This window comes from Hydrogenoanaerobacterium saccharovorans, assembly GCF_003814745.1.
Lineage (GTDB): Bacteria > Bacillota > Clostridia > Oscillospirales > Ruminococcaceae > Hydrogenoanaerobacterium > Hydrogenoanaerobacterium saccharovorans.
Window position 1 is genome coordinate 236,160 of the sequence record NZ_RKRD01000001.1, and the last position, 16,343, is coordinate 252,502.

General features: G+C 46.0%; 16 protein-coding genes. 8 read left to right on the forward strand and 8 right to left on the reverse strand.

Annotation, left to right across the window (positions count from 1 at the left end; translation table 11 throughout):
- Positions 1-216 precede the first annotated feature (216 nt).
- The gene (locus tag EDD70_RS01070) at positions 217-1,179 is read right to left on the reverse strand and encodes an AEC family transporter (protein ID WP_278320592.1); all 963 of its coding nucleotides are present in this window, start codon (positions 1,177-1,179) and stop codon (positions 217-219) included.
- A 163-nt stretch (positions 1,180-1,342) separates the two neighbouring features.
- On the opposite strand from EDD70_RS01070, the gene EDD70_RS01075 reads away from it, so the two are divergent.
- The 5 genes from EDD70_RS01075 (at position 1,343) to EDD70_RS01095 (ending at position 6,401) form a co-directional block, all read left to right on the forward strand.
- On the forward strand, positions 1,343-2,401 hold the full coding sequence (locus tag EDD70_RS01075) for an extracellular solute-binding protein (protein WP_092753861.1): 1,059 nt from the start codon (positions 1,343-1,345) through the stop codon (positions 2,399-2,401).
- 154 nt (positions 2,402-2,555) lie between these two features.
- Entirely contained in the window at positions 2,556-3,305 is a 750-nt protein-coding gene (locus EDD70_RS01080) for a PHP domain-containing protein (protein WP_092753859.1), read from the forward strand.
- Between the two features lie 129 nt (positions 3,306-3,434).
- Entirely contained in the window at positions 3,435-4,436 is a 1,002-nt protein-coding gene (locus EDD70_RS01085) for a permease (RefSeq protein WP_092753857.1), read from the forward strand.
- Positions 4,437-4,551: 115 nt separating this feature from the next.
- Positions 4,552-5,712 (forward strand): isocitrate/isopropylmalate family dehydrogenase, encoded by a 1,161-nt coding sequence (locus tag EDD70_RS01090; RefSeq protein WP_092753855.1) that lies wholly within the window; start codon positions 4,552-4,554, stop codon positions 5,710-5,712.
- 23 nt (positions 5,713-5,735) lie between these two features.
- Positions 5,736-6,401 (forward strand): redox-sensing transcriptional repressor Rex, encoded by a 666-nt coding sequence (locus EDD70_RS01095; protein ID WP_092753853.1) that lies wholly within the window; start codon positions 5,736-5,738, stop codon positions 6,399-6,401.
- 37 nt (positions 6,402-6,438) lie between these two features.
- Here the strand turns inward: EDD70_RS01095 and EDD70_RS01100 are convergent, their stop codons facing one another.
- The 3 genes from EDD70_RS01100 to EDD70_RS01110 are packed head-to-tail and all read right to left on the reverse strand — an operon-like array spanning position 6,439 to position 7,178.
- Positions 6,439-6,651, reverse strand: a complete 213-nt coding sequence (locus tag EDD70_RS01100) for a helix-turn-helix domain-containing protein (protein WP_092753851.1) — start codon at positions 6,649-6,651, stop codon at positions 6,439-6,441.
- Positions 6,652-6,695: 44 nt separating this feature from the next.
- On the reverse strand, positions 6,696-6,950 hold the full coding sequence (locus EDD70_RS01105; protein ID WP_092753849.1) for a helix-turn-helix domain-containing protein: 255 nt from the start codon (positions 6,948-6,950) through the stop codon (positions 6,696-6,698).
- A gap of 15 nt (positions 6,951-6,965) precedes the next feature.
- Positions 6,966-7,178: a helix-turn-helix domain-containing protein gene (locus EDD70_RS01110; RefSeq protein ID WP_092753847.1), complete on the reverse strand. Its 213-nt coding sequence runs from the start codon at positions 7,176-7,178 to the stop codon at positions 6,966-6,968.
- A gap of 108 nt (positions 7,179-7,286) precedes the next feature.
- On the opposite strand from EDD70_RS01110, the gene EDD70_RS14845 reads away from it, so the two are divergent.
- Positions 7,287-7,427 carry a hypothetical protein gene (locus EDD70_RS14845; RefSeq protein ID WP_162840871.1) on the forward strand — a complete coding sequence of 47 codons (141 nt, stop codon included), beginning with the start codon at positions 7,287-7,289 and terminating at the stop codon, positions 7,425-7,427.
- Positions 7,428-7,479: 52 nt separating this feature from the next.
- Here EDD70_RS14845 and EDD70_RS01115 read toward each other — a convergent pair whose 3' ends face one another.
- From EDD70_RS01115 to EDD70_RS01130, 4 genes are all read right to left on the reverse strand, one after another.
- Positions 7,480-7,890: a hypothetical protein gene (locus EDD70_RS01115; protein ID WP_092753845.1), complete on the reverse strand. Its 411-nt coding sequence runs from the start codon at positions 7,888-7,890 to the stop codon at positions 7,480-7,482.
- Between the two features lie 62 nt (positions 7,891-7,952).
- Positions 7,953-9,290: a glucose-6-phosphate isomerase gene (locus tag EDD70_RS01120; protein WP_092753843.1), complete on the reverse strand. Its 1,338-nt coding sequence runs from the start codon at positions 9,288-9,290 to the stop codon at positions 7,953-7,955.
- 111 nt (positions 9,291-9,401) lie between these two features.
- Positions 9,402-10,589: a D-alanyl-D-alanine carboxypeptidase family protein gene (locus EDD70_RS01125; RefSeq protein ID WP_242943109.1), complete on the reverse strand. Its 1,188-nt coding sequence runs from the start codon at positions 10,587-10,589 to the stop codon at positions 9,402-9,404.
- 132 nt (positions 10,590-10,721) lie between these two features.
- Entirely contained in the window at positions 10,722-10,952 is a 231-nt protein-coding gene (locus EDD70_RS01130) for an HPr family phosphocarrier protein (RefSeq protein WP_092753841.1), read from the reverse strand.
- Between the two features lie 233 nt (positions 10,953-11,185).
- Here EDD70_RS01130 and mtaB point away from each other — a divergent pair, with 233 nt between their 5' ends.
- Together mtaB and EDD70_RS01140 are read left to right on the forward strand one after the other, a co-directional pair.
- On the forward strand, positions 11,186-12,484 hold the full coding sequence (gene mtaB, locus EDD70_RS01135) for a tRNA (N(6)-L-threonylcarbamoyladenosine(37)-C(2))-methylthiotransferase MtaB (RefSeq protein ID WP_092753839.1): 1,299 nt from the start codon (positions 11,186-11,188) through the stop codon (positions 12,482-12,484).
- Between the two features lie 72 nt (positions 12,485-12,556).
- Positions 12,557-16,288, forward strand: a complete 3,732-nt coding sequence (locus EDD70_RS01140; RefSeq protein WP_092753837.1) for a phosphoribosylformylglycinamidine synthase — start codon at positions 12,557-12,559, stop codon at positions 16,286-16,288.
- Positions 16,289-16,343: the final 55 nt, after the last annotated feature.

Sequence of the window (16,343 nt, forward strand, 5' to 3'; positions counted from 1 at the left end):
CTGCGAGGACAGGAGAAGATGCAAAACATGGTTTTTGGGCATATTTTCACCTGATTTTGTTCAACCTATCCAATTAAACAGAATAATTATCAATGATTAGTGTAAATAACGCGCAATATGGTGAGAGGGTAAGAGTGTGTTGTAAACTGTAAAATAAAAACATGCATAAAACAAGAGCCAAACTTTGCTGCGTAACTGTACAATTGGTAGAAAATCCTACCAAGCTATTTGAGTAAGAGCCAGTATGAACGGCAGAGTAAGAACCGAAAGCAAGGTGGTTGCCGAAACAACTTTTGCACAGTAGATGTAGTTGGTTTTATAGTTGTTTGCAAACATCACAACAGAAGTGGCAGAGGGGCATGAAACTGCAATCATAAGTGCAACGCGTATTTCAGTGGCAACAGGGATAAAGCGCAGCAGTAACAGCACAGCAATGGGTACCACTACAAGCTTTAGTAGAGCCATTGCATATACAGAGCGGTCCTTAAAAACAGACAAAATATTTGCTTGCGCTACAAAAATGCCGCAGAGTATCATAGCCAGCGGTGTGTTGAGTGCAGAAATATATTTGAGCGTTTCAAAAACAGGGAGGGGAAGTTTGACCGGAGATACAAACAGAACAACCCCAACGATAACGGCAAGGGTGCCCGGGTTCAAAAAAATCATTTTAAGCGAAATGCTGCGTTTATCGCCCGTGAGAGTATACTGCCCGTATGTCCAAATCAAAATAGTGGCAACCACGATATGTGCCGAACCCAAGAACACACCGACACTGCCCAGCAAAGTTTGCAGCAAAGGCAGAGCCATAAAACCGTTGTTCGAAAATACAAGGCTCATCCTTTTATCGCGGTAATCGGCAACATGGCTGCGATACAGCAAGTGCCCTGCGCCAATGGGCAGAAGATGGCACAAAACTGCCAGAGGAAAAGAAATCGCAAGCATTCCCGCGAGATTTGAATCAAACTCGCGCTGATAAGATACAACAATGGTAACAGGAGTGACGATTTTTAGCAGAAAAACCGAAATCTGCCGTGCGCCCTCATCATCAAATAAATGCCCCTTATATACAACATACCCCACAACCATCAGCAAAAACATGATGAAAACCTGTGTACCTACCGTGATAGCGTAACTCAGAAAAGTGCACCCCCTTTTCAGCGCAGCATATATTTCATACAATTCTATATTAATTTTGCATTGAATACAAGTAAACTGCTGCTTTTGTAAAAATGTTGGAAATATAAGTGGTTTTTTGTCCCGTTATATGCTAAAATATTTGGTGATTTAAGGTAACATACTTACCGAATATGCACCAACTTATTTGAAACGGGGAGCTTATAACGTGAAAAAATTGTTGTGCGCCGCTTTGGCGATGTTGCTGGTACTGGGGCTTTCAAGCTGCGGAAAGAATAAGGAAGAAGAAGTACCGGTAGATATGCCCGAAAAAGCACCGATAAACGATGTGCTTACTATTTATTCGCCGTTGCCGCAAGAGCTGCTGGATGCTGCCGTTGCAGGATTTGAGGAGAAAACAGGCATAAAAACCGAAGTGGTGTGTGACAGCGCCGATGCCCTAATTCAGCAGCTGAACACAGAAAAAGATACACCCAAGGCAGATGTACTGTTTGGTGCAGGAGCAGAGGTTGTGCATCAGTTTAAAACGCTGTTTTCTGCCTATGAATCAACCGAGAGCAGTTTTATTGACAGTAAATTTGCAAGCAAAAACAAGCTTTTTACACCGCTTACTCCCATGCCCATTGTGCTGATGTACAACAAAGAACAGACCACAAGAGCACCCGAGGGTTGGGCAACACTGATAAACAGCAGCTACAACGGCTGGGTGGCTTTTGCAAACCCCGAAAAATCGGGCACCTCCTACACCGCACTGTGTGTTATGGCGCAGACAAAAGAGACAGGACCTGAATATATCGAAAAGCTTGCGCTGAATCTTGACGGCAAGATGCTCGATGGTATTTCGGATGTTTACGCAAAAGTAGCCGAGGGTGAGTTCGCTGCTGGTATAACGCTTGAGAGCAGTGTAAAAAAATATCTTGATGCCGGGTATGAGAATTTGATTGGCATTGCCTACCCCAAAGAGGGAACCACCGCTGCACTGGAGGTAAGTGCGATTGTAGAAGGAGCAGCACACAAAGAGATGGCACAGCAGTTTGTGGATTATGTAAGCGGCGAAGATTTTCAAAAAACGCTGGTACAGCAGTTTGGGCTGCGTACGGTACGCACCGATCTTTCTGACCCCGATGGGTTGACCGAGAAAAAGGATATTAATTTTATTGATTATAATATAGAGCAGGCAGTGTCCGGCAGAACCGAGTTGCTGAAAAAATTCTTGGATGCAGAGAAAAAAGCAGCGCCTAACAAAGAAGAGCCTCCGAAACAGTAATTTTTAAGATCAGAACATATTTATGCTCTGATCTTTATTTTGCTCTTTGCAATTTTGTGCTATAATAAAATTTAAAGCATTTATCAATCAAATCTATTGAATTTGTAGGATATGCAAATAAATACAAACGGGATTTCCCACAAAGGATGATACAATGAAGTATTTCGACCTACATACACATACCGTGCTGTCGGACGGGACAAAAACCCCACAGCAGTTGCTGGATGCGGCAGAGAAAAAAGGCTATGGGCTGGGCATTTCAGACCATATCTTCTGCTGTAAAATGCTGACTTTACGCGATGTAGAACACTATTTGGATGAGCTTGACCGCTATAACGTACTGCATGGTGTAGAGGCAAACCTCGGTGAAAATTTTACTTTGCCGCACAAACTGGATGAACGTGTGGACTATGTGATTGCAAGCGTGCATTCTGTGCAAGACTTAAATGGAGAGAAGTTGGAACTGGGGCCCTATTTTTGTGCCCGCGCAGGCGATGCGGGTGCGCCGCCTTATAACCGCAGTTTTACAGCCGATGAAGCAAAACATTATCTCGAACAAATTTTGCAGATACTGGAATTTGATTTTAGATGCCAAAGAGTGGATATTTTGGGGCATTGCACGGTGCACCCCTTTTACGATACCTTGATGGGGCAAAAGTACCTCTCGGACTGGCAGGATGAAGTTGTAAAACTTTGCAAAAAATATACAGTTGCAATAGAAATTAGCGGCCTGTGGCATTGCCCGGATGAGGATTTGATACGAAAGGCACACGTTGCCGGAGTGAAATTTTCTTTGGGCAGCGATTGCCACCAACCAGAAGATACGTGTGATTTGGACTACGCATTGGATATGCTGCGAAAAATTGGTATTGGGCAGGATGAATTGTTTACCATTAAAGCATAAACTTCGCCGTATCATCAATACAAAAAAATATTGTACGTAAGGCAGTTTTCTCCGGCGCGCAAATGCAGTGTAACGGGGTGGCCATTGCCCGAAAAGCCCGCGGCATTGCCGCAAGAAGGAAGATATTGTATGAAACTTGAATTAACCCTTTTACATCAGCATGAATCCGCTTTGGACAGCATGCTGGAAGCATTTTTTGAATCGATGGGCTTACCGCATGAGTGGACAGAATTTTTGCTGCACTTTATGGCTGATACCATCAACTTGTTTTTGATTTTGATCGTAGTCATGTTTGCAGTGTCGTTACTGCAAACCTATATCCCTTTTGACCGCTTGCAAAAAAAGCTCTCGGCATTGGGCAGTGTATGGGGTTATCTGCTTGCATTGGCTCTGGGTGTGGTTTCTCCGTTTTGCAGCTGTACCATCATCCCTGTGGTGATGGGGCTGATTTCGATGGGGGTACCGGTTCAAGTAGCTCTTTGCTATTTAACATCCGCAGCTTTGCTCAATGTGGGCACGGTAGTTGCTATGTTTTCCACTATGGGTGTGCAGTTTGGTGGAATCTATATCGCCGTATCGCTGTTAATCGCAGTGCTTACTTCTATTCTTATTCGTCCGTTTGCCGGTAAAGAAAATATCATAAGCTACGAAGCAGGTCACCATCATGGCCACCATTGCCATGATGAAAACTGCCATATTCATACCGAGTGCTGCCATCATGAGCCAAAAACACGGGTGGGCTATTGTGTAGATAATGTCACACATATCTTGCGCCAAACATGGGTTTATATGGTGCTGAGTGTTGCGCTGTCCAGTGCTGTCATCAGCTTTGTACCCATAGAAACACTCAATACAGTGATCGGCCAAAACAATGTGTTATCCCCGTTGCTTGCAGGCATCGTGGGTGCACCCATTCATGCAGATGTGTTTGCCATATTGCCTTTGCTACAACTTTTGCTGCCCATCAATCGTTCGGCAACCTTGGCGTTTGCACTGGGGGCAATGGCAATATCGATACCCGAAGTGGTACTGCTCAGCCGTGTTTTTAAACCCAAAACAATTGCCGCATATGTTGTTGTGCTTGTAGTGCTTTCTGTAGTGGCAGGTTATCTTGCAGCACTTGTAGCGTAAACTGCACGATAGCATTATTGTGTAATGCGTTTTTTCGTTGACAATGATTTAACAATAGTTTAATATAAGAACTGATTGTAATACAGAATAACCAACACAGAACAGGGGTGTCAGTATGGAACAAAAAGTACAGGCTGCGGCGGCACACTTTGCCGCTTTGGTTGAAGCGCAGCTTGCCAGAGTTGAGCGCATGAAAGCAGTAAAAGATTTTGTGGATTACTCAAAACTGGATAAGATTATCATTGGCGTATGTGGCGGCGACGGTATTGGGCCGGTTATTACCCACGAGGCGGAGCGTGTTTTGCGTTATCTGCTGGCAGATGAAGTAAAAGCAGGCAAAATAGAGTTCCGCGAAATCGATGGCCTCACCATCGAGAACCGTGTTGCATGCATGAAGGCAATCCCCGATGATGTGCTGGCAGAACTCAAAGAGTGCCATGTTATCCTAAAAGGCCCTACAACCACACCGCGTGCGGGCGACCCATGGCCGAATATTGAGAGTGCCAACGTTGCAATGCGAAAAGAGCTTGATTTATTTGCAAACGTGCGTCCGGTAAAAGTGCCTTCGGAGGGCATTGATTGGACATTCTTCCGCGAAAACACCGAGGGTGCCTATACACTTGGCTCTTGCGGTACCAATGTGGATGATGAGCTTGCGTTTGACTTTACGGTAACCACCACCGAAGGCACCGAAAGAATAGCTCGCCTTGCTTACGATTACGCAAAGAAAAACGGCAAAAAACGTGTTTCTATCGTAACAAAAGCAAACATTGTAAAAACAACCGACGGCAAATTTTTAAAACTGTGCCAAAATATAGCAAAAGAGTACCCCGACATCACAACCGATGACTGGTACATTGATATTATGACTGCCAAATTGATTGACCCCAAGCGCAGAAAAGATTTTCAGGTTATGGTACTGCCAAACCTGTACGGCGATATTATTACAGATGAAGCCGCAGAGATGCAGGGTGGTGTAGGTACCGCGGGCAGTGCAAACCTTGGCAAGCGTTATGCAATGTTTGAAGCAATTCACGGTTCGGCACCCAGAATGATGGACGAGGGAAGAGGCTGCTTTGCAGACCCTTGTTCAATGCTGCGCGCGGCGGTTATGCTGCTTTCGCACATCGATCACCAAACCGAGGCAAACAAACTGGAAAGAGCTTTGGATATTTGCATGTATGAGGAGAAAAAACTGGCCATTACCGGGCGCGATACCGGGGCTACCTGCGAAGAATTCGGTAATTATGTTATGAGCACGATTGAGACTCTGTAAATAAGTTGGAAAAGGTGAATGCAATGAGCAAACAGGTATCTATCTCAGTTATCAGGCGACTGCCGAGATATTACCGTTTTCTTGGCGAACTTTTGAAAAATGGCATACATAGAATCTCCTCGCGCGAGCTTTCTTCCCGCATGGGGCTTACCGCGTCGCAGATCAGGCAGGATTTAAACTGCTTTGGCGGATTTGGCCAACAGGGCTATGGTTACAACGTCGAGGCACTGTACGGCGAAATCGGCCATATTCTTGGGTTGGATCAGAATTATAAAACCATCCTTATCGGTGTGGGTAACCTTGGCAGAGCAGTTGCAAACCATATGACGTTTGATGGCAGAGGCTATGAACTGATTGGTTTGTTTGACAGCAACGAGAAGGTCGTTGGTGACGTTGTTCGTGATATAGCCGTTATGGATATGGACGAGATGGAAGATTTCTGCATAAAAAATAAACCCGATGTTGCTATTTTATGTACTCCCCGAGAAGCGGCACAGCGCATTGCCGATAAGCTGGTAGAACTTGGCGTGCGTGGCTTTTGGAATTATTCGCATTATGATATCAATATGAATCATCCACATGTAGCGGTAGAAAATGTTCACCTCGGCGATAGCCTGATGACATTGTGCTATAAGGTAAAAGACCTGGATAGCCCAGACGGCCCTGCCGAAGGGAACAAAAATATATAAATGCAAAACGGCTGTGATGAATCAATCACAGCCGTTTTTAGTTCTTATCCTGTTTTAGTCCAAGAATATAATCAGCACTCACATTATAAAATTTGCAAAGGGTAACCAAATGGCAAATTGGCAATTCGTTAATTCCATTTTCGTACCGCGAATAAACTTCCTGTGTGGTTCCTAGAACTTTAGCTATTGCTTCTTGTTTTAAGTCGTTATCTTCGCGTAATTCTCTGAGCACCTCAAAATACATTTTCATGCTTTACACCACGCTTTACTGTAAATCATTATTGCAGCCAAAGGTCAATGCTTTGCATTTGTAAGTAGCTCAAGAGAAACATTTAGTATATTTGCAAGTGCTACCAATTCAATATCGGTGACAAAGCGTTCTCCGTTTTCGATTCTTTGAATTGCATTTTTGTCAACATCAAGCCCTTGAATTTGCAGTTGATCAGCAAGCATTCGCTGTGACACTTTTGGGTTTAAACTCTTACGTATTCGCGCTACATTTTTACCACAGATATTATTTCTACCGTCGACGGCTTTATTTTTATACATCCAAACACCTTCGTTTTAGTTCTTATCCTGTTTTAGCCCAAGAATATAATCAGCGCTCACATTATAAAACTTACAAAGCATAATGAGATGGCGAATAGGCATTTCGTTTAGTCCCTTTTCGTAACGGGAATACATCTGTTGCGATGTTCCCAATATTTTTGCAATAGCTTCCTGCTTTAAATCATTATCCTCACGCAATTCCCTAATTATTTCTATATATGTTTTCATAAATATATCACTCCAATAAAATTATACGTACAACATATATGATGTATTGACTTTACATAATATATTATGTAAAATTGCATGTATAACATTTAAATTGGAGGGAAAAAGATGCCGGATTATGAAAAAATGTATACCGTATTGTTCAATAGGGTGACAGATGCAATTGAACAGTTGCAAACCGCACAGCAGATTACCGAGGAAATTTATGTTGCCTCAGGTGAACAGGCAAACAAAAACGAGGATGGCTAGCCATCCTCGTTTTTACGCTATCATTTGTAAGTTGTTTTAGTGATTTGCTTTATTATACGATATACTTTTTAACGCTTTCGGGAAGTTCTGCAGCGTCGCAAGATACTGTAAAGATGATCGATGCTTTGCTTACCTCAACAAGTGCATTCAAATCTTCTATAAAAGCAGCAAACTCTTCGTAATTTTTGCCGCCTATTTTCAGCGTGCCATCTACAAAGATTTCAGAAATATCATAGTTGCCTGCAAAAATACCTGCGAGGAAACCATAAAACGCCTTGTAGCCCTCAACCTTATAATCTTCGATATCAATCAATCTGACAGCATGATCGATATTGTATGTCATTTTAAGACCTTTCTCAACGCATACGATATTACCGGTGGTTGTTTTAACGGCGGCATTAATCTGATTGATGAGTGTTTTTGTTTTGCCGGAGCCTTTGTTACCCACGATGAGCTTAATCATGTTTTATTCCTCCCAGTTTTTATTATATTTGGTATCGCCCTGCGGCGAATGTTGTGTGTTGCCTATTTTAATTTTGCTTCCAATTCAGCCTTCATATCCTCATAACCCGGTTTGCCAAGCAAAGCAAACATATTCTTTTTGTAACTCTCAACGCCCGGCTGATCGAATGGGTTTACGTTCAATGTGTAACCCGAGATGGCACATGCTTTTTCAAAGAAGTAAACCATATAGCCAAACTCGTGTTCGTTGATTTCGGGAAGCTCAAGCACGATGTTGGGAACACCGCCCTCTGTGTGTGCTAAGATGGTGCCTTCCAGCGCCTTTCTGTTTACAACGGACATATTCTGCCCAGAAAGGAAGTTGAGCCCGTCTGCGTTGGCTGCATCATTATCAATGTATAAATCGGATTTTGGTTTTTTAATATCCATCACGGTTTCGATTAAAATACGCTCACCCTGTTGGATGTATTGACCCATGGAGTGGAGGTCGGTAGAAAAAGTTGCAGAGGAGGGGAACAAACCTTTATTTTCTTTGCCCTCGCTCTCGCCAAACAGTTGTTTGAACCATTCTGCCATCATAGTAAAAGCAGGTTCGTAGCTCACCAGCATTTCTATGGCTTTGCCTTTGCGATACAAACAGTTGCGAATGGCCGCGTAGCGGTAGCAATCGTTGGAAGAAACATCATCGTTGTCAAGTTCTTTCTGGGCCGTTGCCGCACCATTCATAATGGCGTCAATGTCAATGCCTGCAACAGCAATGGGTAATAAACCAACCGCAGTAAGTACCGAGAATCTTCCGCCTACATCATCGGGGATGCCAAAGGTTTCGTACCCTTGTTCATTGCAAAGCTGTTTGAGTGTTCCGCGGGCTTTGTCGGTGGTACAGTAAATTCTGCCTTTTGCACCGTCAACACCGTATTTTTTCTCAAGCAGTTCACGGAAGATACGGAATGCCAAAGCGGGTTCTGTCGTGGTGCCCGATTTTGAAATAACGTTGATAGAAATATCTTTGCCCTCGCAAATCGAGAGGATTTCGTTTAAATAAGTAGGATTGATGTTGTTGCCCGCAAAGAAGATATCTGGTGTATCTTTTTTGAGGTTGTTATAGAAAGGAGAACGGAGCAATTCGATGGCAGCTCTTGCACCGAGGTAGCTTCCGCCAATACCGATGACGATTAAAATGTCGCTGTCTTTTTTAATTTTTGCAGCAGCAGCTTTAATTCTGCAAAACTCTTCTTTATCGTAGTCGGTAGGGAGGTTGAGCCAACCCAAAAAGTCGTTCCCCTTGCCGGTACCTTCATGCAAGGTTTTATGTGCAGCCTTAATCTCGGGGTAAATTGCATTGATTTCAGCCTCTGTTAAAAAGCCCTTAATATAGTTGGCGTTTAATTTTAATGGCATTTAAAATTCCTCCAGTTTTCTATGTCTTTATTCTACAATATTACAGCATTATTTGCAAGTATCTTGTTCGAATATCTTGTCAATTTATGCAGTTTTCACAAAAAGTTCATTTTATTTTAATTTTATCAAAGAACCAAACAATGTTTTCACGCCGTTACGGAAAGTCATCTTTTCAACCGCATGGGCAGCTTTTAGCGGGTATTCTGTAATCGGGTTGCTGTCGAGCGAAATTACTACTTTACCCAGTATCTGCCCCTTCTCAATCGGAGCAACTACATCCGGCACCATGCTCACGCGCTGTTCCAGCTTTTGTTCATCGCCCTGCTTCACCACGATCGCCTTAGGCGGGTCATACTGCACGGCAACCTCGGGTTTGGTACCATGTAAAACCTTTACCGGGGTAAGTTGCTCATCAATGCTCGGTGGGGTTGCCATAGCATAGTTGGCAAAGCCGTAATCGAGCAATTTACGGGCACCTGCAAAACGGTCGTTGCTCGTAGGTGCACCCAATACTACTGCAACCAGCGAAAGCCCGCCCCGCTGTGCCGAGGCAGAAAGGCAGCTGCCTGCACCGTCGGTTGTACCGGTTTTTAATCCCGTTGCGCCATCATAAAAGCGAACAAGCTTGTTGGTGTTTACCAACTGCGTTTTACCGCCGCGCAGCGAATCCATCCAAACGGTAGAATATTCTTTAATTTTTTCATGTTTCAACAGCTCTGCAGACATAATAGCAATGTCGCGGGCGGTAGTCAAATGCCCTTTGTTATCTAACCCGCAAGCGTTGTGAAATGTGGTATTTTTCATCCCGAGTTCTTTGGCGCGGTTGTTCATCATGCCAACGAAGCCTTCTTCGCTGCCTGCAACTGCCTCACCCAGCAGTACCGAAGCATCGTTTGCCGAAGATATTGCTGCCGCTTTGAGCAGTTCATGTACGCTCATTTGTTCATTCGGTTCCAGCCAGATTTGGCTGCCGCCCATAGAAGCAGCATGCTCCGAGCAGCTTACCATATCTTCCATCTTTAGTTTGCCCGCTTCCAGCGCTTCCATCACAAGCAAGAGCGTCATTATTTTTGTAATGGATGCGGGGGGCATCAGTTCGTCGGGATTTTTTTCGTACAACACCTGCCCGGTAGTCTGTTCGACCAAAATGGCCGATTTTACATTCATCGCTAGGTTGCTTGGCTCCACAGGGAGCGAAACGTCCAGCTTCGCCTCTTCGGCGAATACAGGCTGTGCGCCTAAAATGCACAGCAAAAATGCCAAAAACAGTGCAAGGGTACGTTTACCGATTATAGACATAAAAGCACTCCCATTCGTTCACATGTTGCTACTAGTGTATGCAGACAAGGGAGCAAAAAATGTGCTTTCATGCAGGATAGCTGGACAGCATTATAAAAAATGCCACCCAGCTATTTGTTTTTGTTTATTCGGTTACTTGGCAATGAAAGGTTTAATCTCGTCCATAAATGCATCGCAGTTGTCGCTGTAAACCTGCATTTTAATCGGCTTCGATAAATCAAGGCTAAAAATACCCATGATTGACTTCGCGTCGATTGCATATCTGCCCGAAACCAAGTCTACATCGAAATCGTACTTGGAAACCGTGTTTACAAAAATTTTGACGTCGTTGATTGTGTTCAGAAGAATTGTAACTTCTTTCATAACAGCAATCCTCCATTTCTATGTATGATTTATAAGGATAATTACCATAATTACAATATATCAGTCAGGGGTTTTTAAGTCAACTGCTAATTGTAATAATCCTAGAAATTTATTATAATAGTAGATGAGAAAAAGGCTTTTTTGTACAAATTTTTAATTTCGTTGTGCAAGTTGTGTCGAATGATATCAAACGGTGCGGCAGCCTTTAACAGAACAAATTACGGAGGGCGAATATGAGAGCCGCTTTTTATACGCTGGGCTGCAAGGTAAACCAGTACGAAACACAAATTTTAGAGCAAATTTTTTATGACAACGGGTTTGATATAGTATCGCCCGATACTGCGGCGGATGTATTCGTCATCAACTCCTGCACGGTCACCTCGTCGGGCGACAAAAAAACAAGGCAGGCACTGCGCCGTTTTAAACGTGCAAACCCGCAGGCGGTTGCGGCACTTACCGGTTGCTTTCCGCAAGCGTTCCCCGATGCGGCAGAAAAAATACCCGAGGCCGATGTGATTACCGGCTCTTATAACCGCGCCAGTCTGCTTACCAATATCCAAAAATATTTGGCAACAGGCGAGCGTGTGATTGATATTACCGCGCATGAGCGCGGCGAAAAGTTTGAGAGCATGAAAGCAAGCAAATTCCTCGACCGCACTCGCGCTTTTATAAAGATACAAGACGGATGCGACCGCTACTGCTCATATTGCATCATCCCTATGGCGCGCGGCCCTGTGCGCAGCAAACCGTTGGCAGAACTGGAAGAAGAACTGGCGGGGCTGGCAAAATCGGGCTACAAAGAGGTTGTTCTTGTGGGCATCAACTTGCCGTCTTACGGCAAAGAGACTGGCGGCAAGCTGCGCCTGATTGACGCCATTGAGCTTGCCTGCGCGGTGAACGGTATAGAACGGGTTCGCCTTGGTTCGCTTGAGCCCGAGCTGCTTACCGACGATGATATTGCCCGAATGGCGGCACAGCCCAAGTTTTGCCCACAGTTTCATCTGTCGCTGCAAAGCGGCTGCGACGCAACCTTAAAACGCATGAACCGCCACTATACCGGTGCAGAATACAAAGAAATTGTACAAAAGCTGCGTGCTGCTTTTGATAATGCTGCTATGACTACGGATATTGTTGTGGGCTTCCCCGGCGAAACAGACGAAGAATTTGCACAGTGCATCCAATTTGCAAAGGACGTTGGTTTTGCCAAAGTACACGTGTTCCCGTATTCGGTACGCGAGGGTACCCGTGCCGCAACCATGCCAAATCAAGTTACCAAAGCGGTAAAAGAAGTACGCTGTGCCGCACTTTCGCGCGAGATGGAAGAGGTGCGCCGTGCATTTTTGCAAACACAAGTTGGCAAAACAGAGCAAGTGCTTTTTGAAACCACCGAGACAGCGCTTGGTACCGAGGGCTATACCAAAAATTACATCCCTGTGCGCGTGCTTGCCGATACAGACATCCGCGGGCAGCTGCACAATGTAAAACTTGTCTCAGTCAGCGGAGACTGTTGCATTGGAAAACTGGCAGATTAACCCCTGAATACCCTAGCTTAACCGACGGGGGATCCCCATAATATACAAAGAGTATAAAATTAGGAGGTCATTATGGCAGTCTATCGAGTTTATGTCGAGAAAAAAAGTGAGTTTGCCGTGGAAGCCCAATCGGTACGATCCGATATCCGTACCGTGTTGGGGGTTGAAAGTGTAACCGGTGTGCGGCTGCTCAACCGCTACGATGTAGAGCACTTGGAACATCAGCAGTTTGAGCGCGCCAAAAACACCATCTTTGCCGAACCGCAGGTTGATCTATTGTATGACTTCATACCTGAAACGAACGCACCAAACCGTATTTTTGCAGTGCAATATTTGCCCGGACAGTTTGACCAACGAGCCGATTCCTGTGCCCAGTGTATCCAGATTATGACACAGGGGGAACGGCCGATTGTAAAAACTGCCCGGGTTTTTATTTTGGCAGGCAAGATTTCGGATGAAGATTTTGCACGTATAAAAGCGTTCGTGATTAACCCTGTTGAAAGCCGCGAGGCGTCGCTCGCAGAAGAAGCAACGCTGGAAACTACCTGTAAAATCCCAACCGATGTACAGACACTGGGTGGTTTTATTGCTTACAATGAGCATGAACTAAATTGTTTTGTTGACGATTATGGTTTGGCGATGGATTTGGACGACATCAAGTTTTTGCAGGGGTACTTTCGAGATACCGAGCGCCGTGACCCTACTATCACAGAAATCCGTATGATCGATACCTATTGGTCTGACCACTGCCGACACACCACATTTTCTACCAATATCCGCTGTGTTGAAATTGAACCAGAATACATTCTCTCAACCTTTAAAAAATATCTGAAATGCCGCGAAACTTTGTACGCAGGCAAAGACAAGCCCGTTACACTCATGGATTTAGCGGTGATTGGCGCCAAGGCACTGAAACAGCAGGGGTATTTGAATGACCTTGATGAAAGCGAGGAAATTAACGCCTGCTCGGTTCGGATTGATGTGGATGTGGACGGAGTAAACGAACCGTGGCTCTTGATGTTCAAGAACGAAACCCACAACCACCCCACCGAAATTGAGCCGTTCGGCGGTGCGGCTACCTGTTTGGGCGGCGCGATACGCGATCCGCTATCGGGGCGTAGCTATGTGTACCAGGCAATGCGCGTTACCGGTGCTGCAGACCCTACCGTACCTATTTCGCAAACCATGCAGGGCAAGCTGCCGCAGCGCAAGCTTACCACCACGGCGGCTGCGGGCTACAGCAGCTACGGCAACCAAATTGGGTTGGCGACAGGGCATGTGGCAGAAATATACCACCCCGGTTATGCGGCAAAGCGTATGGAAATTGGTGCTGTGGTAGGCGCTGCACCTGCCAAAAATATACGGCGTGAGCGTCCGCAGGCAGGGGATGTGGTTATTCTGCTGGGCGGCAAAACGGGGCGCGACGGCTGCGGCGGCGCAACGGGTTCTTCCAAAACGCACACACTCGATTCTTTGGAGACATGCGGTGCTGAGGTGCAAAAGGGCAATGCACCCGAAGAACGCAAATTGCAAAGGTTGTTCCGCAACCCCGACGTGACAAAACTGATCAAACGCTGCAACGACTTTGGTGCGGGCGGTGTTTCGGTTGCAGTGGGCGAGCTGGCAGATGGTTTGATAATCAACCTCGATGCGGTACCAAAAAAGTATGATGGACTGGACGGCACCGAGCTTGCCATCAGCGAATCGCAGGAGCGCATGGCGGTTGTGGTAGAGGCAAGCGATGCCGAAACTTTTATCGACGAAGCACGCAAAGAAAACCTTGATGCGGTCGTGGTTGCAAAGGTAACTGCCGAACCGCGCCTGATTATGAACTGGAACGGTAAAACCATTGTCGATGTGTCGCGTGAGTTTTTAAACTCGAACGGTGCGAAAAAATTCACCAATGTAAAAATAGACGAACGGAAGTCACCCGTTTTAACCGCTTTATGTGGCGAACGTTCTACCGATAAAAGCCTTGCTCGACGCTTTGAACAGGCGGTTTGCAACCTAAACATTGCGTCACAAAAAGGTTTGGTAGAGCGCTTTGACTCCACCATAGGTGCTAACACGGTGCTGATGCCCTATGGCGGACGTTATCAGCTCACGCCCACACAGGTGATGGCTGCCAAGATACCGCTGCTGCAAGGCGAAACCACCACTTGCTCGATGATGGCGTGGGGTTACAACCCTTACCTCAGTGAGCAAAGCCCCTACCATGGCGCACTGCTTGCCGTGGTGGAAAGTATAGCAAAACTGGTAGCGGCAGGCGGCTCTTACCACAAATGCTGGCTGACTTTTCAAGAATATTTTGGTCGAACCGGTAACGACCGGATAAGATGGGGGAAACCCTTTGCGGCGTTGCTCGGCGCGCTGGAGGCGCAGTTACAACTGCACTGTGCGGCAATTGGCGGCAAAGATTCGATGTCCGGCAGTTTTGAAAACCTCGACGTTCCGCCTACGCTTGTATCGTTTGCGGTGAGCGCGAGTAAAACAGCCAATGTCATCAGCCCCGAGTTTAAAAAAGCGGGCAGCAAACTTTATTATCTCGCACCACAGTACGATGAAAACGGCCTGCCTGACTTTGAAAGTGTAAAAGCCGTGTTTGACCGCGTTGAGAGCCTCATTAAAGAGAAAAAAGTGCTCTCTGCATGGGCAAGCGGCTATGGTGCGGTTGCAGAAGGCATTTTCAAAATGGCGTTGGGTAACCGCATCGGGGCAGACCTAACAAATGCACCTGCGGATATTTTGTTTACACCCTGCTACGGTTCGTTTGTGCTCGAAGCCGAGGAACCACTGGATGATGCAACGCTGCTTGGCACTACTATAGAAGGCTATGAAATAAAACTGGAAGAAGAAACGCTCGATTTGTTTGAATTGCAGCACAAGTGGGAGCAAAAACTGGAGCGTGTTTTCCCCTGCAACGATATACCCACCCCTAAAATAACGGTACCTGCCTATGCGTATCAAGCCAAAGAGCACAGGTCACCCGCTGTCAAAACAGCAGTTCCGCGTGTGCTTATCCCTGTGTTCCCCGGTACCAACTGCGAGTACGACACTGCCAAAGCCTTTGAAAAGGCGGGTGCGAAAGCTGATATCTTTATTATCCGCAACTTATCCTCCGCAGAGATTGAAGCCTCGGTCGCGGCGTTTGCAGAAAAGATTACGCAATCAAACATCATTGCCATTCCGGGCGGATTCAGTGGCGGCGACGAGCCGGATGGTTCGGGCAAGTTTATCACTGCATTTTTCCGCAACCCGCGCATTACCGAAAATGTTCACGAACTGCTGAAAGTACGCGATGGCTTGATGTGCGGTATCTGCAATGGCTTTCAGGCACTGATCAAGCTTGGGTTGGTGCCCTACGGCGAAATTGTAGATGCTGCCGCCGACAGCCCCACACTTACCTATAATGTCATCGGTCGCCACCAAAGTATGTTGGTGCGTACCCGTATTGCCAGCAATAAATCGCCGTGGCTGATGTACAGCAAGGTGGGCGACGTGCATACAACGGCTGTTTCGCACGGCGAGGGGCGGTTTGTAGCAGGAGCCGAGTTGATTGAACAGCTTGCGGTGAACGGGCAGATTGCAACGCAGTATGTCGACCTGGGCGGTAACCCCACCATGGATATTCGCTTTAACCCCAACGGCTCTGCGGCTGCGATAGAGGGCATTACCTCGCCCGATGGCAGAGTGTTTGGCAAGATGGCACATTCCGAGCGTTGGGCAGACAGTTTATACCTCAACGTGGATGGTGAAAAAGACAACGGCATGTTCCGTGGTGCGGTGGATTATTTCCGCAGGTGACAGGGCAACGCGAAATCATAATAGAAAAAGGAGTCTCAATCGGTTTGAGGCTCCT